Here is a 16,990-nt window from a genome sequence, read left to right on the forward strand (position 1 = left end):
TGCCGGGCGCCGTGCGGGATCGGGGCCGAGTGTAGCGACCAGGCCCGTCAGAGCTTGGTGACCGGCGAGAACCGCAGCAGCAGGCGCTTGGTGCCGTCGGCCCCGAAGTCGATCTTCGCGACGGCGTTCTGACCTGCGCCCTCGACACCGACGACCGTGCCGACCCCGTACGCGTCGTGCGTCACCTTGTCGCCCACCGCGAGGCTCGGCACGTCGCCGGCAGGCCGAGGTGTCGCCGAGCCGAAGCTCGCCGTGGGGGGCGAGGGTGGGACCTTGCGCGAGGACACCGGACCCGATCGAGAACCGATGCTGGTCGACGGGCCCGAGGAGCCGCCCCGCGACCCCCAGCCCGACCCGGAGCTCCCCCACCCCGAGCCACCCGCACGCAGCGTCGCCATGCTCGACTCGCGTCGACGCCAGTCCACGAGCTCCTCGGGGACGTCGTCCAGGAACCGGCTGGCCGGGAACTCGTTCGGGACGCCCCACGCGGTGCGCACCGCGGCCCGTGAGATGTAGAGCCGCTGCCGGGCCCGGGTCAGGCCCACGTAGGCGAGCCGGCGCTCCTCGGCGAGCTGCTCGGGGTCGGCCAGGGACCTCATGTGCGGGAAGGTGCCGTCCTCCCAGCCCGTGACGAACACGACCGGGAACTCGAGCCCCTTGGCGGTGTGCAAGGTCATCAGGGTGACCACCCCCTGGTCGGGCACGGCAGGACCGTCACCCGGCTCGCCGTCGTCGCCGGGGATCTGGTCGGAGTCCGCGACGAGCGAGACCCGTTCGAGGAAGTCGGCGAGGTCTCCCTCGGGCTCGGACTGCTCGAACTCGGAGGCCACCGCGTGCAGCTCGGCCAGGTTGTCGACCCGCGAGGCGTCCTGGGGGTCGTCGCTCGCACGCAGCTCGGCCAGGTACCCGGTCCGGTCCAGCACCGCGCCGAGCACCTCGGCAGGTCCGGCGCCCGAGGCAGCCAGGTCCCGGAGGTCGGACATCATGGCGGCGAAGGACCGCAGCCCGGTCAGCGCCCGGGTACCGACCCCGGGGGCCTCGTCGACGCGCTCGAGGGCAGCACCGAAGGAGATCCGCTCGCGGTCGGCGAAGGCCGCGACCATCGCCTCGGAGCGGTCCCCGAGCCCACGCTTGGGGACGTTGAGGACGCGGCGCAGGTTGACGTCGTCGTCGGGGTTCGCGATGGCCCGCAGGTACGCGACCGCGTCCTTGACCTCCTTGCGCTCGTAGAACCTGGTCCCACCGACCACCTTGTAGGGCAGACCGACCCGGATCAGCACCTCCTCCAGGGCGCGCGACTGCGCGTTGGTCCGGTAGAAGACCGCGACGTCGCCCGGGCGCACACCCTCGGAGTCCCCGAGCCGGTCGATCTCCTCGGCGACGAACCGCGCCTCCTCGTGCTCGGAGTCCGCGACGTACCCGACGATCTGCGGCCCGGCACCCGAGTCGGTCCACAACCGCTTGGGCTTGCGCCCCGGGTTGCGGGAGATCACCGAGTTGGCGGCCGAGAGGATGGTCTGGGTCGAGCGGTAGTTCTGCTCGAGCAGGATGGTGCGGGCGCTGGGGTAGTCCGCCTCGAACTCGAGGATGTTGCGGATGGTCGCACCGCGGAAGGCGTAGATCGACTGGTCCGCGTCGCCCACCACGGTGAGCTCGGCCGGGGGGAGGCCCTGCGCCGCACCGGCCAGCTCGCGCACCAGCACGTACTGCGCGTGGTTGGTGTCCTGGTACTCGTCGACCAGGATCTGGCGGAACCTGCGTCGGTAGTGCTCGGCCACGGCCGGGAAGGCCTGCATGAGATTGACCGTCGTCATGATCAGGTCGTCGAAGTCCAGGGCGTGCGCCTGCCGCAGCCTCGCCTGGTAGCGGGTGTAGACCGCCGCGAGCACCTCGTCGACCTCGTTCGCGGCACCCGTGGCGGCCCCCGAGCGCGTCGCATAGGTCTCGGGGTCGACGAGCTCGTCCTTGAGGTTCGAGATCTTCCCGGCGAGCGAGCGGGCGGGGTACTTCTTGGCGTCCAGGTCGAGCTCGCGGGCGACCAGGGTGAGCAGCCGCTGGGAGTCCGCCGAGTCGTAGATCGAGAACGAGGAGCGCAGGCCCAGCGTCCCGGCCTCCTTGCGCAGGATGCGCACGCAGGCCGAGTGGAAGGTCGAGACCCACATCGCGCGGGCGGGCGGGCCGACCAGCGCGGCGACCCGCTCGCGCATCTCGGCGGCGGCCTTGTTGGTGAAGGTGATGGCCAGCACCTCGGAGGCGCGGACCTGCCGGGTCGCGAGCTGGTGCGCGATCCGGTGCGTGAGCACCCTCGTCTTGCCCGAGCCGGCCCCCGCGACGATGAGCAGCGGTGATCCGGTGTGCAGGACGGCCGCGCGCTGCTCGGTGTTCAGTCCGTGCAGCAGGGCGTCGGCGGTGGCCTCGCGACGCGCCACCTCGACCGTCCCGGGCGCCTCACCGGGTGAGGCCCCGGCCTCCCGGGGCGGGACGGACGAGGGCAGCCGCGCGAGGTCGCTGCGGCTGAGCCCGGGCAGGGGGAGGTCGGAGAAGAGCGAGTTCATGTCCCCCCAAGCCTAGGCGTGACCGCCCACAGCCCCGGACGGTCCGGACCGGCCGGGCCGAGGCCGCTCACACCGACCCGACGGCCTCCTGCAGGCGCCGCGAGGTCGCCGCGAGGTCGTGGGCCGCCGACCGGATGCCCGCGATCTGCCCCGTGGTGCGCTGGGCCGACGCCCCGACCTCACCCAGGGACAGGGCGATCTCCCGGCTGCCGTCGGCCGTGCGGGCGATGCTCGCCGCCATGTCCGAGGTGGTCGCGGTCTGCTCCTCGACCGCGCCGGCGATCGTGGTCTGGTAGTCGTTGATCCGTCCGATGATCTCGCTGATCCGCCCGATCTCCCCGGCGGCCTGCAGCACCGCGCCCTGGATCGCCTCGACCCGCGCCGAGATGTCGCCGGTGGCCCGGGCCGTCTCCTGCGCGAGCTCCTTGACCTCTCCCGCCACCACGGCGAACCCCTTGCCGGCGTCCCCGGCGCGGGCGGCCTCGATGGTCGCGTTGAGCGCCAGGAGGTTGGTCTGCTCGGCGATGGCCGTGATGACCTTCACCACGCTGCCGATCTGCGCCGAGGAGTCGCCCAGCGTGGCGACCGTCCGGTTGGTGGTCTCAGCGGCCTCGACCGCCTCGACCGCGATCTTGGCGACCGCGTGCGCGTTCTGCGCGATCTCGCTGATCGACGCGCCCATCTGGTGCGTGCCCGAGGCCACGGTGTCGATCCCGAGGCTCACCTCCTGGGCCGAGCGCGAGACGGCGGTGGTGCGCTGCGCGGTGCTCTCGGCGTCCTCGGCGATGCCGTCGCTGCTGCGCACCAGGTCGGAGGCCGCCGCGTCGAGCTGAGCCACCGCCGCGGCGACGTCGGCCGCGACGGTCGACGCACGGTCCAGGGTCACGTTGAGGGCGGCCGCGAGCTGCTCGAGCTCGGTCTTCTGGGCGCCGGCGGGCAGGCGGGTCGTGACGTCACCGCTGGCCAGCACCTCGGTGGCCCGCCGGATCGGCGTGACGATGCTGCGTCCCACGACCATCGTCACGCCACCGACCAGCACCAGGATCCCCAGACCGCTGAGCAGCAGCTTCGCTGCCTCGGCCAGCGCGACGGTGCGGACGTCGTCGACGTAGACACCCGACCCGATCACCCAGCCCCAGGGGGCGTAGCCGCTGACGTAGGACACCTTGGGCTGCGGGGCGTCGGCACCCGGCTTGGGCCACTGGTAGTCGACGAAGCCCGAGCCGTCGGCGCGGACCACGTCGACGAACTCCACGAACAGGTGCTTGCCGTCCGGGTCGACGTTCTCGGTCAGGTCGGTGCCGTCGAGCTCGGGGCGGATGGGGTGCATGATCATCGTCGGGGTCATGTCGTTGATCCAGAAGTACTCCGACTCCGAGTACCGCAGCTGGCCGACCGCGGCGATCGCCGCGGCCTGGGCCTCGGCCTCGCTCAGCCGCCCGGCCTCCTGCTCCAGACCGAAGTGGGCCACGACGCCCAGGGCGGTCTCCACGACGATCCGGGTGGCGGTCTGACGCTCCTCCATGATCCGCCCGTGGATCTGGACCGAGGCGATCGAGGCCAGACCGGCCAGACCCAGCCCGAGGAGACCGACGATCGCGATCAACCGGGTGGAGACGGACAACGTGTTCATGCGCAGCATCGGGCACTCCGGGGGGACGGGGTCGCGGGACGGTCACCTCCCCATCGACCGCCGCCCGTCCGGCCTGAGCGTTCGACCTGCTAGAGCAGACGACGGGCCGCGGCCCACCGCGTCAGCTCGTGCCGCGAGGACAGCTGGAGCTTGCGCAGCACCGCCGACACGTGGGTCTCGACGGTCTTGATCGAGATGAACAGCTCGGTGGCCACCTCCCGGTAGGAGTAGCCGCGGGCGATCAGCCGCATGACCTCGCGCTCGCGCGCCGAGAGACGGTCGAGCTCGTCGTCGCCGGTGGCCACGTCGCCCGCTGCGGTGCCGAACGCGTCCAGCACGAACCCCGCGAGCCGTGGGGAGAAGACCGCGTCCCCGCCGGCCACCCGCCGCACGGCGTCGGACAGGTCCGGACCGGTGATCGCCTTGGTGACGTACCCGCGGGCGCCCGCGCGGATCACCGCGACGACGTCCTCGGCCGCGTCGGAGACCGACAGCGCGAGGAACCGGGTGGTGCTCAGCAGGTCGGCGCAGGCCGTGATCACCTCGGCCCCACCTCCGCCCATGCCCCCGGGCAGGTGCACGTCGAGCACGACCACGGGTGGCTGCAGGGCGCGGACCAGGGTGATCGCCGCGTCGACGTCGTCGGCCTCGCCCACCACGTGGACCGAGGCGTCGAGCGACGCACGCACCCCCGCGCGGAACATGAGGTGGTCGTCCACGAGCACGACGTCGACGTCGGTGGTCATCGGGGTTCTCCTTCTTGCTCGGTGGTCGGTACGCACAGGTGCACCTCGGTGCCCCGTCCCGGCTTGTTCTGCACGGTGGCCGTGCCACCGCGGCGACGCACCCGCCCGATGATCGACTCTCGCACGCCGAAGCGGTCGGCGGGGACCTCTGCGAGGTCGAACCCCTCCCCGCGGTCACGGACGAAGACCTCGATCCGCTCGGCCGCGACCTCGAGGTAGAGCGAGACGGGCGGACGCCCGTGCACGACCGCGTTGATCAGGGCCTCCCGGGTGGCCTGGAGCAGCGCCTCGGTGGCCAGGTCCGGGACGCAGTCGCCCACGACCACCGTCTCGATGGCCGCACCACGGGTGTCCTCGACCTCGGCGACGACGTCCTTGAGCTCGGCGGCCAGCGAGGTGCCGGGGGTGGTGCGGTCGTCGTAGAGCCAGGCCCGCAGCTCGCGCTCCTGGGCGCGTGCGTACCGCGAGACGGCGTCGGGGTCGTCCGAGCGTGCCCGGATCAGGGCGAGGGTCTGCAGCACCGAGTCGTGCAGGTGGGCGGCGATGTCGGCGCGCTCGGACTCCCGGGCCCGGGCGGCACGCTCGTCACCGAGCTCGTTGACCAGGCGCAGCCACCACGGCGCCAGCACCAGGGCCGCCCCGACCAGGACCGCGAGGGCCGCGACCGCGGAACGGGCCAGCGCCTCGAGCGGTGCGTCCTGACCCACCAGGAGCAGCACCCCCAGCCCGGTCAGGACGATCCCCCCGAGCAGCCGGAGCACGCTCACCGGCGTGCGGCCACCGGCCCGCGAGAGCCAACGTCCCCGCTCGACCGCGTCGAGCTGGCTCCACGCCAGGCCCGCCCCACCGACCAGGATCAGGGTGGGCACGACCCACGAGTAGTCGATCTCGACCCCCGCGCGCACCGCGATCAGCAGGCCCGCGGCGACCAGCAGCAGCAGGCCCACGCCGATGTCGGTCAGCGGCACCCGCCGACCCGGCTCGCGCAGCCGCGGAGCCAACCTGCTGAGTGCTGCGGGGCGGGTCTCGGCGGCCACCTGGGCGGGGTCCCCTGCGGGGACCGCGACCCAGAACCAGACGTACAGCAGGACGCCCGCACCGCCGAAGGGCGTCAGCAGGATCATCACCAGCCGCACGGTGACGACCGGGAGCCCCAGGTGGGCCGCCAGCCCCACGCACACCCCACCGACCCAGCGGCCCCGGGAGGGGCGGCGCAGCGGCAGTCGCTCGGTCATGGTCACGGAAGCATCGTCACACGTCGGGACCCCCGCCAGGGGCGCCCGAGGGCTCCTGCCCATGCTCCCCAGGGTGAGTTCCAGGGTCCGCCCGGACCTCGGCTCAGGGTGCGGCGCCCGGGGTTCAGGGTGGGATCAGGGGGGCACCGGATACCCGGTGGCCGCCGCGGGCACCAGGATCGATGTCATGGACACCACACCTCCGCCCCCGGCGCACGACCCCGCGGCCGGCCCGCAGCCGGTCCCGCCTCACCAGCAGCCGCCCGCGCCGTCGGGCATGGACTCCTTCTTCGACGGCATCCGCCGCGCGGGCCTGGTGCGCTCCGACGAGCGCTGGGTCGGTGGGGTCGCGGGGGGGATCGCACTACGGCTCGGCGTCGACGTCGTCGTCGTCCGCGGGCTGCTCGCCGTGACCGTCCTGCTCGGCGGCCTCGGCCTGGTCGTCTACGGGCTGGGCTGGGCGCTGCTCCCCGAGCAGCGTGACGGGCGCATCCACCTCCAGCAGCTCTTCCGCGGGGACTTCGACATCGCCGTCCTGGGAGCCTTCGCCGTCTTCGCCACGGGCCTGTCGCTGCCCGACCGGTGGAACCTCGGGATGTGGTGGGGCGGCAGCGGCAACGGCTGGACCGCTCTGCTGTGGATCAGCGCCATCGCCCTGATCGTCGTGCTGGTCGTGGGTGCGTCCAACCGAACGCCCTCGAGCGGTCGCCCACCCGGGCCCACCACGACCCTGCCCCGCACCCCGCCCCCGGGCGCCTACCCCGGCACGGGTGCCCCCACCTACGCCAGTGCCGCGCCCCACCGACCGGAAGGACCGACGACCACCATGCCCCCCACCGCGCCCTACCCCACGCAGGGTGCGCCCACGCCACCCGTCCACCCGGGCCCGCCACCCGCCTACACCTCCGCGCAGCCCCCGCACCAGCCGCCGTACGGACCGACCGGGCCGGTGACCCAGCTTCCCAAGCCCTCCGCGGGCGGACCCGGCAGCGGAGTGGTGGGCGTCATCGCAGCGCTGAGCCTGCTGACCCTGGCGGGGCTGCTGTACGCCGAGCGGATCGGTGAGTTCGACGGGCCGGTCCTGCTGACGGCCGGCGCGGTCGCCGTGATCCTTGCCGGCCTGGGCATCATCATCTCGGGCCTGCGGGGCCGCACCAGCGGCCCGCTGGGCGGGCTGTCCGTCCTGGCCATCCTCGTGCTGCTCCCGGTGGCCGCGGTGACGAACAACAACTGGTCCAACTGGTCGTGGAACGACTACTCGACCACGTTCGGCGACCTCACCCACACCCCGCGGGAGGTCGACGAGGCCGAGCGCGGGTACTCGCTGGGGGCCGGCGAGGCCCGGATCGACCTGACCGAGCTCCCCCTGGACGGCACGACGATCGAGGTGCCGATCAGCGTCGGTGCGGGCGAGGTGACCGTGATCGTGCCCCGGGACGGTGCCTTCACCGCCGAGGTCGAGATCTTCGCCGGTGAGCTGCGATGGCTCGACGGGCAGGTCAGCAGCGGGGTGGGTGGCGGGACCGCACGCACCCTGGAGTCGCCCGCGGTGCGCGACGGCGAGATCTCCGACATCGACCTGGTGATCAGCGTCGGTGCGGGCACGGTCCGGATCGAGGAGGGCCGATGAGCACCGAGCGGCCCGACGACGAGATCACCCAGCGCATCACGCAGAAGCGCAGCCCGGGCTCCGGCCCGCAGGCGCCAGCACCCCCCGACGAGCACGACGACCTGCCGACCGAGCAGCTCGATGCCACCATCACGGAGGACACCATGGACCAGGCGACGGCGGACGGGGCATCGACCCCGCCGCGCACCACGGCCGGCACACCACCGCAGGACGCCGGACCGACCCCGTCGGAGCAGGTCTTCGGGCCGGGCACGACGTCGGACGCGACCGCACCGGCTCCCGGCTCGACCCAGCCGACGTCGGCCGCCGCCAGCCCCGATCAGCAGCGGCTGCGGGTCGGCACCGTCGTCTGGGGCCTGGTGGTCGCGGTGATCGGCGTGGGCATCCTGGCCACCGCCGCAGGGGTGGTGTTCGACGTCCAGCTCGCGCTGATCGGGCTGGTCGCCCTGGCCGGGGTGGCGCTCCTGGTCGGATCGGTGGCCAGCGGCGCACGGCGACGCAGGCGATGACGACGACCGCCGTGGTCGCTGCGGAGGGCAGCGACCACGGCGGGGACGTGCGAGGGCCGCACCGGCAGGGGATCCTGCGGGTGCGGCCCTCGGTCGTCCAGGGTGCGACGACGATCAGATCGCGGCGACCTTCTCGGGGGTGGTGACGACCGTGCCGACCGGGACCAGCTGGCGCAGGGCGTAGCCGACGAGGACGAACAGCAGGCCCATGCCGGCGGCGAAGGCCGCGACACCGAAGGCGATGACCGAGGTGAACAGCGAGGCACGCAGGAACGAGCCGTTCATGACGCTGGCGCGCGCCGGGTCCTCGCGGTCGAGCTCGGCGTAGGTCTTGCCGTCCGAGCCGGCCAGCGCGTGCTGGTTGATGATGTCGGCCTGCAGGTAGGCGTCGATCGGGCCGTCGACGGTGTTGCCGGCGAACATGGCCACGTCGTCGCCCAGGGTGATGTTCTCGGCAGCGAGCTGGCTACGGACCATGCCCCAGGTCAGGGCACCGCCGACGATCAGGACGACACCCGCGATGATCGCGACGAGGCCGATGAGGCGGACGGACTTGCCGTTCGAGGAAACGGTGGTGGACATGGTGAAATCCCTTCCCAGGACATGTCTTCAAGGGTCCGGATCCGGTAGCGCCGGTCCCGGTGAGCCCGTCGTCCGAGCTCCTGGAAGAAGGTTGTCAGTTCAAGAACGGCCAGTGCTGGGTCAATGGTCCGTGGGTCGATGGTCCCGTGTCGATCAAGCCCCGGCGTCTCGCAGCACCCGTGCGCGTCGGTACTCCGACTCCGCCGTCGCCACCGCACGGGCCCAGTCGAAGGCCGGGGGCACGCTGCGCGCCGCCTCCCGAAGCCGGGCGAGCAGGTCACGATCGACCGCGAGCCGGACCACCGCGCGGGCCATCCCCGCGTCGTCGTCCACGATCAGGCCGTCGACGTCGTGCGTGACGAACTCCTCGATCCCGGTCCCGCGGCGCGCCACGACCACCAGACCCGCAGCACGTGCCTCCAGGGCAGCGATGCCGAACGCCTCCAGGACCGCGGGGGCCAGGAACACCTCGGCCCGCCGGTAGACCTCCCGCACCTCGGCCCGGGGAAGCCGCCCGCGCAGCGTCACGACACCGGTGAGGTCGCGACGCCGGATGCGGCGCTGCATCGTCGCGCGGGCCGGCCCGTCGCCGAGGACCTCGACGTCCAGCGCCCCCGGCGGGAGCTGGGTCATGGCGTCCTCGATCACACCGACCAGTGCCGGACCCCTCTTGCGCGGCGCCAGTCGCATGGTGGCCACGCACCGGAGCCCACGTCCTGTCGGGTCGGGGGACGCGGCACCGTCGGTCGCCGGCGCGGGTGCCCAGCCCGCCAGGTCCATCCCGTTGGGCATCACCTCGACCGGCGCGCCGAAGACCTCGGCCACACGCTCGGCGGCCGCGCCGCTCACCGCGCTCAGTGCGACCGGTGCGTCGCGCCAGGCGGTGCGCCGCACCCCCGCACGCAGCGCCGGGACCGCACCGTCGAGCATGCAGTGCCAGGTGATGGCGAGCGGGGTGCCCGCGTCCAGGGCGACCCGCGCCCCGTCGAAGGCGAACGGTGACACGACCCCGGCGTGGACGTGCACCACGTCGGGCGCCAGCTCGCGCAGCAGGGCGCGCACCCTGGGCGGCGCCGCGGGGTTGACCGGGAGGTCGAACGGCATCCTGGTCCCGAGCCGGTGGACCTGGACACCGTCGTCGTCCTGGACGTCCCGTCCTGGCGCGGACCCCGCAGCCGGGGTCGCGGTGAGGACGTGCACCTCATGGCCCCGTGCCACCTGGGCACGGGCGAGGTCACGCACCTGGGACTCGATACCACCGGTCCGCGGCGCATAGCAGTCCGAGACGTGGAAGATCCGCACGAGGACAGGCTAGTCGCGGCCAGGGATCCTCCCGGGCGAGGCGACCTCAGATACGGGTACGACGCGGGTTGCTCACCGATCGCACCGGGATGTCCTCGCGCTCCTCGGGCAGCTGCTCGTCGTGCTGGATGGCCGTGTCCATGATCCCCCCTGGGTCATCGCCGTGTCGTGCCGTCAGTCTGCGGGACCCCGGCGACCTCTGCACACCGACCCGGTGACCACCGTGCGAAGGGTTCGTGACGGGACAGCCGGCCGGGCGAGAAGGAGCCGACCGGGAACCTCGGGTCGACCGCGACACCACGAGGCACCTGCGGCCGGGACACCGACGCCGCGGGCGCTCACTCCCACTCGATCGTGCCCGGCGGCTTGCTCGTCACGTCCAGGGCCACCCGGTTGACCTCGGGCACCTCGTTGGTGATCCGGGTCGAGATGGTCGCGAGCACCTCGTACGGCACGCGGGTCCAGTCGGCGGTCATCGCGTCCTCCGAGCTGACCGGTCGTAGCACCACCGGGTGACCGTAGGTGCGTCCGTCGCCCTGGACGCCGACCGAGCGCACGTCGGCCAGCAGCACCACGGGACACTGCCAGATGGTCCGGTCCAGGCCGGCGTGGCTCAGCTCCTCACGGGCGATCGCGTCGGCGGCACGCAGGATCTCGAGCCGGTCGGCCGTCACCTCACCGATGATCCGGATCCCCAGACCCGGCCCCGGGAAGGGCTGGCGCCAGACGATCGCGTCAGGCAGGCCGAGCTCGAGGCCCACGGCTCGCACCTCGTCCTTGAACAGGGTGCGCAACGGCTCGACGAGCTCGAACTGCAGGTCGTCAGGCAGGCCGCCGACGTTGTGGTGGGACTTGATGTTGGCGGCGCCCTCTCCGCCGCCCGACTCCACGACGTCGGGGTAGAGCGTGCCCTGCACCAGGAAGCGCACCTCCTCGCCGTGCGCACCCGAGTCCTCGACGACCTCACGTGCGGCCGCCTCGAAGACCCGGATGAACTCGCGTCCGATGATCTTCCGCTTGGTCTCCGGGTCGGTCACACCGGCCAGGGCGTCCAGGAAGCGGGCACGGGCGTCGACGACCTTGAGCTGCACGCCCGTCGCGGCGACGAAGTCGGTCTCGACCTGCTCGGCCTCGCCCTGCCGTAGCAGGCCGTGGTCGACGAACACACAGGTCAGCTGGTCGCCGACGGCCCGCTGGACGAGGGCCGCAGCGACCGCGGAGTCCACACCGCCCGACAGCCCGCAGATGACGCGTGCGTCACCGACCACCGTGCGGATCGCCTCGACCTGCTCGGCCACGACGTTGCCGGCCGTCCAGTCGGGCCGCAGACCGGCCCCCCGGTACAGGAAGTTCTCCAGGGCGTGCTGACCCAGCGGCGAGTGCTTGACCTCGGGGTGCCACTGCATGCCGAACAGGCGGCGTGCGCGGTCCTCGAAGGCTGCGACCGGTGAGCCGGTCGAGCTCGCGAGCACCGAGAAGCCTGCCGGGGCGGCGTGCACCGCGTCACCGTGGCTCATCCACACCGACTGCTCGGTCGGAGAGCCGGTCAGCAGGACGCCCGACTCGGGAACGGTCACCCGCGTACCGCCGTACTCGCGCGCCCCGGTGCGGGCCACGTCACCACCCAGGGCCTTGGCCATGGCCTGGAAGCCGTAGCAGATGCCCAGCACCGGGACACCGGCGTCGAAGAGCGCCGGGTCGACCGACGGCGCACCGTCGGCGTACACCGATGCCGGACCACCCGACAGGATGATCGCGGACGGGTCCTTGGCGAGCATCTGCTCGACGCTCGCGGTGTGCGGCACGATCTCCGAGTACACCTTCGCCTCGCGCACGCGCCGGGCGATCAGCTGCGCGTACTGCGCCCCGAAGTCGACGACGAGAACCGGTCTGTGGTCGGGCAGGGGCGCGGTGTCGGTCACGGCACCAGGGTAGCCAGCCGATCGCGGAGGCCGAGCGCGGGCCCACCGGGAGGGGTCCGAGAACGGGCCCGTGGGCCCATCGCCCTCGCCCGCGATGGGCCAAGATCGAGATGCCGACCACGGCAGCACGTCACGGCACGACAGATGGAGCCACATGACCACGGGGGGAGACGCTCCGGAGAGCGGGCGGCCGACCGGGACCGACCCGCACGACCGGGCAGGTGGTCAGATGAGGCTCACGTTCGCCCTGCGGCTGGCGCGGGCTCGCTGCGATGCCGAGCGCGGCATCGGGACCATCGAGTACCTCGGCATCGTCGTCCTCGCCGCACTGCTGGTCGCGGCGGTCGTCCTCGGCGTCTCGGCCACGCAGTACGGGCCGCGCGTCGCCCAGGCGCTGTGCGAGATCGTCTCGCTCGGCCAGGGCTCGTGCGGAGAGGTCACGACCCAGGAGCGTGCCCCTGAGGACTACGTCCCGCCCGAGCCCTGCGTGATCAACGCCGACGGAGCAGGGTGGGACGCCGCGGTCGCCATCGCGGTGCAGGTCGAGGGCGGGCAGACGTGGCTGTACGAGCAGCTCGACGACGGTCGCGTCCGCCTCACCCGCACCGATGAGGCGGCGGCCGGGGCCGAGGTGGGGGTGGGCTTCGACGTCTCGCTGACCCTTGACGACGAGCGCTACGGCGCCAGCCTCAGCGCGGGTGCCGCCGCGATGGTGACCGGCCAGGAGGGCGACGTCTTCTACGCCGCCGACCGCGCCGCGGCCGAAGCCATCCTGAGCGCCCAACGGACGAGCGACGTCAAGGACGTCATCCTCGGCGACGGCAGCCTCGCTCGTCAGGGGTGGGACTGGGCGACCGAACAGCTCGGCGGCTCGACCCGGTACGAGGACCTCGCCCCCGACGAGACGTTCACCCGGGCGGGGATCCAGCTGTCCGGTTCGGCCAACGCCACCCTCATCGACGGCTCAGCGGGTGTGGAGCTCGAGATGGGGGTGTACGAAGGACGCGTCGACCGGACGGACGGCACCTCGACCGACATCTTCACCGCGAGCGCCTCCGGCTCGGCCGAGGGGGGCAAGTGGCTGAGCTCGGTCGAGGGGTACGGCGTCGCGACGGCGAGCTTCGAGGGCAGCCTGCGCTGGGAGGTGGACCGCGACGCCCGCGGTGAGGCCGTCGCCGTCCGGGTCGTCACCACGGGGATGGCACACGCCGACGCCTACGGCAAGAACATCGACGAGGGGACCAACCCGTCCTTCACCGAGACCACGGTGCAGGTTCCGCTGACCAGCGACGCCGACCGGCTGGTCGCCGGTCGGCTGGCCCAGTCGTTGGGGCTCGAGGTCGACGGCGTGACCGACAACCTCTCCCTGCTGGACCGGCCCGGCAACACGGTCTTCATGGCGCAGAACGTCGAGGACTTCACGTCCCTGGCACGGGACACGGGGTACGTCTACCAGCAGCACTACGAGGTCGACACGACCGAGTACGGCGCCAACCTCGACGCGAAGTACATCCTGGAGGCAGGCCTGGGTGGGTCGTACACAGCCGTTCAGCGGACGGCCACCGGCTACCGGTACTGGAACGGCCAGAACCTGGTGGACCGTACCGGCTGCGTCGCGCAGTGAGCACTACCCTGGCGCAGGTCAGGACACCGACCGACCCGGAGGCCCCACTCGTGCACGTCCACTGCAAGCCGGCCCGGTGCGTGAGTCAGCTCGGGAGGGTGATCAGCGGTGGTGCCGTGGCGCTGTCCGCGGTGCTCCTCCTCGCTGCGTGCACCACCGACCCGGCATCGCCGTCCGACGGTCCGCTGGTCCCCGGTCCGGCGCCGGACGGCTGGGAGGCGGTGGACTACGGGACGGTGACCGTGCACGTCCCGGCCGGCTTCGAGCCGGTCGACGGCGCCTCCGCCGATCCTGCTCACCCTGACGCGGAGAGCTTCGCCCTGCTGGGGCCAGCGAACGACGAGGGCCGCACCCCCGGCGTGACCACGACCGTCGCGCCAGACCCGGACCGGACGGCGTCGGTCGAGGTGGACGCACTCGAGAACCAGTGGAGCGCGACCCGCGGGGTCGAGGACTTCGCCCGCTCGCAGGTGTCGTGGCCCGGCGCCGAGTCGGCCGTCTTCCTGGCGTTCGAGTCCGAGGCGACCGACTCCTCCGGCACCAGCGTGCCGTACCGCTACGAGTGGTTCGTCGCGGACCTCGAGGACGGCAGCCAGGTCCTCGTCGGTTCGGTCGCCCCGGTCGCGGACTTCGACGAGCTGCAGATGCACGAGGTGCTGAGCTCGCTCGAGCTCGCACCGTGACCGCCGCCACGCGGCTCCGCCGAGCGGTCCGGACCTCGGGCTACCTGGCCGTCCTGGGCGTGCTGCTGTTCGGGATCGGCGCTGCTGTCGTGCTCGTCCGCAGCAACCACGGCATCCCCACGGTCCGCCCAGCAGAGTGGGCGGCTGGTGAGGAGATCTCGACCTCTCTCGGCAACGACACCGTCTTCTGGGGGCAGGGCACCGACCTCGACCCTCAGGCTGTCACGTGCACCGCACCGAGCGGGCCCGGCGGCGCGCCCGAGACGATGCCCGCCGGCCCTCCCCCCGGCAGCGAGGACATCGCCGTGATCGACGACCCGCGCTTCGGTGCGCTCGTCTACCTCGCGGACAACCGGGGGCGCACCTGGCCGGCCTCGTCGGCCGTCTGCGACGGTGGCTCGCTCGAGACCGTGCGACTCTCCTCGACCCCGCGGGTCCCCCTGCAGCGCGGCGTCGGACTGGGGCTGATCGCCGCCGCAGGTCTCGCGGCGGTGTGGGGCGCCGTCGCCCTGCGGGTCACCCGACCCGCGCGGACCTGACGCGCCCCGCCGCAGTCAGGACCGGGGACCCACCGGCGCGGGGCGCGTCGGGCCCGTGGACCCATCGCCGCGACGACGTCCTGCAGCACGATGGAGATCCCACCCGACGATCTGATCGCCCGAGGAGCAGCATGCAGACCGGACTCACCCTCCAGGTGGCCGTCGCGACCGCCCTCGGGGCGCTGGCTGCCGGTGCGGTCGGTGGCTGGGTCGCGGTCTCGACCTACGAGCTGGGCGCCGCGATGGGCATCCGGGCGCTGGTCGCCGCGGCAGTGGTCGTCGTGATCCCCTACGCACTCGTCCGGCGCAGGGTGCTGTCCGCCCGGCGGAGCTCGCTCGTGCTGGCCGGTGTGGCCGGGCTCGTCGTGGGCTACGCCCTCAACCCGTTCTCGTGGGTCGGGCGCGCCTTCTTCGCGCAGACGTTCGTCGCGCCTGGCGCGCTGACCGCCGTCCTGGACCTGACCGGATGGCTCGCCCTCGGCACCGTCACCGTCCTGGCCGCGAGCAGGGCCGCTCCGCACGGCGACGAAGCGCTCGGATACCGGCAGTAGGCCTCCCGTCTGCCCCCACGAGCCGCCTCGTCCCGAACCCGAGAAGAGACCCCACGCCCGATGCTGACGCCGTTGCGCCGTGCCCTGCCCCACCGCGACGACCGGGACAGGGGGGTCGGGACCCTCGAGTACGTCGGCATCGTCGCGGTCGCCGCCCTCCTGGTGGCGGCTCTCGTCCTGGGGGTCACCGCCACCCGCTACCAGGAGCACCTGCAAGTCGCGCTGTGCGAGATCATCTCGCTGGGGCAGGGCGACTGCGGTGCGGTCGCCGCCCAGGACCGCGCACCCGAGGACTACATCCCCGACACCCCGTGCGTCGTGGGCTCCCAGGGCAACGACAGCAACGAGAAGGTCACCGTCGTGGTCACCCTCGAGAGCGGTGAGCGGTGGGCCATCGACGAGCTCGGCGACGGCACCTACCGGCTCACCCGGGCCACGGACGGCAGCCTCGGCATCGGTGTCGGCGTCGGGTTCGACCTCTCGGCCACGATCGACAGCGAGAGGTTCGGCGCCGGGGCGTACGCCAACGTCAGCGCTGCGGTGGCCGCCGGGCAGGGTGAGAGCTACATCGCGACATCCCCCGAGCAGGCCCGTCACATCCTGGGGGCCAAGCGCCAGGACGAGGTCAAGGACCTGTGGTTCGGCGACGACAACATCGTCCGGGACGGTGCCGACTGGCTCAACGAGGCCTTGGGAGGCAGCAACGACAACGAACGTCGTGAGCCCGACGAGTGGTTCGTCGAGGGTGGCATCGAGCTCGCCGGTACCGCGGGGGTCACCGCGATCACGGGTTCGGCCGACGCAACCGCCACCGTCGACGCGTACCTGGGCCGCACCGAGCGCCGGGACGGCACGTCGACGGACTACCTGCGTGCCGAGATGGCCATCAACGGCGGTCTGACTGGGTGGGGCGCCGACCCCGACGGGACCGCCAGCTACGTCCAGGTCACCGCCGAGGGCGCGGCCGGCGCGGTGATCGAGATCGACCGCGACGCCAACGGCAACCCGACCACGTTCCGGATGACGAGCATCCTGATGGGCAACGCGACGGGTGAGCAGTCCTCCAGCGGCGCATCGGGTATCAGCGACGCACCCGAGTACACCGAGCAGACCCTCTCCTTCCCCCTCCAGACCGCAGCGGACCGCGAGCTGGCCACCCGGATCATGCACGGGGCGGGCGTCCCTTACTACCCGGGAGTCACCGAGGGCGTCGACGTCGCCCGGATCGCCACCGACCGGCTCAGCCCCACCAGCCTGTCACGCGACCTCTTCGCGAGCGCCTCGGAGCGCGGGCACATCACGACCGAGTCCTACTCCCTCGCCACGGGTGAGAACAGCTTCAACGCGATGGGCAAAGTCGGCGTCGAGCTGGGTCTCGCCGGGAGCTCGATCGACACCACCCGCACCGCGACCGGCTCCCAGTACTGGAACGGCAGGGCGATGGTCGACCGTGCCGGGTGCTTCTGACACCGACCCGTT

14 protein-coding genes are annotated in these 16,990 nt (G+C 72.6%); 7 read left to right on the top strand and 7 right to left on the bottom strand.

Annotated elements, in window-relative coordinates:
* Positions 1–47: 47 nt before the first annotated feature.
* The 4 genes from pcrA to M1R94_RS02725 form a co-directional block, all read right to left on the bottom strand.
* Positions 48–2,555 carry a DNA helicase PcrA gene (pcrA, locus tag M1R94_RS02710; RefSeq protein WP_249380128.1) on the bottom strand — a complete coding sequence of 836 codons (2,508 nt, stop codon included), beginning with the start codon at positions 2,553–2,555 and terminating at the stop codon, positions 48–50.
* Between the two features lie 67 nt (positions 2,556–2,622).
* Positions 2,623–4,197, bottom strand: coding sequence for a methyl-accepting chemotaxis protein (locus M1R94_RS02715; RefSeq protein ID WP_249380129.1), 1,575 nt, complete (start codon positions 4,195–4,197; stop codon positions 2,623–2,625).
* A gap of 80 nt (positions 4,198–4,277) precedes the next feature.
* A complete protein-coding gene (locus M1R94_RS02720; RefSeq protein ID WP_249380130.1) occupies positions 4,278–4,934 on the bottom strand; it encodes a LuxR C-terminal-related transcriptional regulator in 657 nt (218 codons plus the stop codon).
* A complete protein-coding gene (locus M1R94_RS02725; protein ID WP_249380286.1) occupies positions 4,931–6,169 on the bottom strand; it encodes an ATP-binding protein in 1,239 nt (412 codons plus the stop codon). The genes M1R94_RS02720 and M1R94_RS02725 overlap by 4 nt, the downstream gene beginning before the upstream one ends.
* A gap of 187 nt (positions 6,170–6,356) precedes the next feature.
* Between M1R94_RS02725 and M1R94_RS02730 the strand changes: the two genes are divergently transcribed.
* Positions 6,357–7,799 carry a PspC domain-containing protein gene (locus M1R94_RS02730; protein WP_249380131.1) on the top strand — a complete coding sequence of 481 codons (1,443 nt, stop codon included), beginning with the start codon at positions 6,357–6,359 and terminating at the stop codon, positions 7,797–7,799.
* Positions 7,796–8,308, top strand: a complete 513-nt coding sequence (locus M1R94_RS02735; RefSeq protein WP_249380132.1) for a hypothetical protein — start codon at positions 7,796–7,798, stop codon at positions 8,306–8,308. Before M1R94_RS02730 ends, M1R94_RS02735 begins: the two co-directional genes overlap by 4 nt.
* Before the next feature lie 114 nt (positions 8,309–8,422).
* Here the strand turns inward: M1R94_RS02735 and M1R94_RS02740 are convergent, their stop codons facing one another.
* The 3 genes from M1R94_RS02740 to guaA form a co-directional block, all read right to left on the bottom strand.
* Positions 8,423–8,890, bottom strand: a complete 468-nt coding sequence (locus tag M1R94_RS02740; RefSeq protein WP_249380133.1) for an aromatic ring-opening dioxygenase LigA — start codon at positions 8,888–8,890, stop codon at positions 8,423–8,425.
* A gap of 153 nt (positions 8,891–9,043) precedes the next feature.
* Positions 9,044–10,192, bottom strand: a complete 1,149-nt coding sequence (locus tag M1R94_RS20650; RefSeq protein ID WP_249380134.1) for a glycosyltransferase family 4 protein — start codon at positions 10,190–10,192, stop codon at positions 9,044–9,046.
* 338 nt (positions 10,193–10,530) lie between these two features.
* Entirely contained in the window at positions 10,531–12,114 is a 1,584-nt protein-coding gene (gene guaA / locus M1R94_RS02750) for a glutamine-hydrolyzing GMP synthase (protein ID WP_249380135.1), read from the bottom strand.
* Positions 12,115–12,343: 229 nt separating this feature from the next.
* Here guaA and M1R94_RS02755 point away from each other — a divergent pair, with 229 nt between their 5' ends.
* The 5 genes from M1R94_RS02755 (at position 12,344) to M1R94_RS02775 (ending at position 16,978) form a co-directional block, all read left to right on the top strand.
* A complete protein-coding gene (locus M1R94_RS02755) occupies positions 12,344–13,738 on the top strand; it encodes a hypothetical protein (protein WP_249380136.1) in 1,395 nt (464 codons plus the stop codon).
* Positions 13,735–14,421, top strand: coding sequence for a hypothetical protein (locus M1R94_RS02760; protein ID WP_249380137.1), 687 nt, complete (start codon positions 13,735–13,737; stop codon positions 14,419–14,421). Before M1R94_RS02755 ends, M1R94_RS02760 begins: the two co-directional genes overlap by 4 nt.
* Complete coding sequence (locus M1R94_RS02765) at positions 14,418–14,960, top strand: hypothetical protein (protein WP_249380138.1); 543 nt, start codon at positions 14,418–14,420, stop codon at positions 14,958–14,960. Before M1R94_RS02760 ends, M1R94_RS02765 begins: the two co-directional genes overlap by 4 nt.
* 131 nt (positions 14,961–15,091) lie before the next feature.
* A complete protein-coding gene (locus tag M1R94_RS02770; protein WP_249380139.1) occupies positions 15,092–15,511 on the top strand; it encodes a hypothetical protein in 420 nt (139 codons plus the stop codon).
* Positions 15,512–15,571: 60 nt separating this feature from the next.
* Positions 15,572–16,978, top strand: a complete 1,407-nt coding sequence (locus M1R94_RS02775; RefSeq protein WP_249380140.1) for a hypothetical protein — start codon at positions 15,572–15,574, stop codon at positions 16,976–16,978.
* The last annotated feature ends 12 nt before the right edge of the window (positions 16,979–16,990 follow it).

Source organism: Actinotalea alkalitolerans, assembly GCF_023369855.1.
Lineage (GTDB): Bacteria > Actinomycetota > Actinomycetes > Actinomycetales > Cellulomonadaceae > Actinotalea.

Coding starts and splice junctions, on each gene's coding strand:
- M1R94_RS02735 (WP_249380132.1), top strand. CDS start 7,796: ATGAGCACCGAGCGGCCCGACGACGAGATCACCCAGCGCATCACGCAG.
- M1R94_RS02725 (WP_249380286.1), bottom strand. CDS start 6,169: ATGACCGAGCGACTGCCGCTGCGCCGCCCCTCCCGGGGCCGCTGGGTC.
- M1R94_RS02730 (WP_249380131.1), top strand. CDS start 6,357: ATGGACACCACACCTCCGCCCCCGGCGCACGACCCCGCGGCCGGCCCG.
- M1R94_RS02755 (WP_249380136.1), top strand. CDS start 12,344: ATGAGGCTCACGTTCGCCCTGCGGCTGGCGCGGGCTCGCTGCGATGCC.
- pcrA (WP_249380128.1), bottom strand. CDS start 2,555: ATGAACTCGCTCTTCTCCGACCTCCCCCTGCCCGGGCTCAGCCGCAGC.
- M1R94_RS02715 (WP_249380129.1), bottom strand. CDS start 4,197: ATGCTGCGCATGAACACGTTGTCCGTCTCCACCCGGTTGATCGCGATC.
- M1R94_RS02770 (WP_249380139.1), top strand. CDS start 15,092: ATGCAGACCGGACTCACCCTCCAGGTGGCCGTCGCGACCGCCCTCGGG.
- M1R94_RS02740 (WP_249380133.1), bottom strand. CDS start 8,890: ATGTCCACCACCGTTTCCTCGAACGGCAAGTCCGTCCGCCTCATCGGC.
- M1R94_RS02720 (WP_249380130.1), bottom strand. CDS start 4,934: ATGACCACCGACGTCGACGTCGTGCTCGTGGACGACCACCTCATGTTC.
- M1R94_RS02775 (WP_249380140.1), top strand. CDS start 15,572: ATGCTGACGCCGTTGCGCCGTGCCCTGCCCCACCGCGACGACCGGGAC.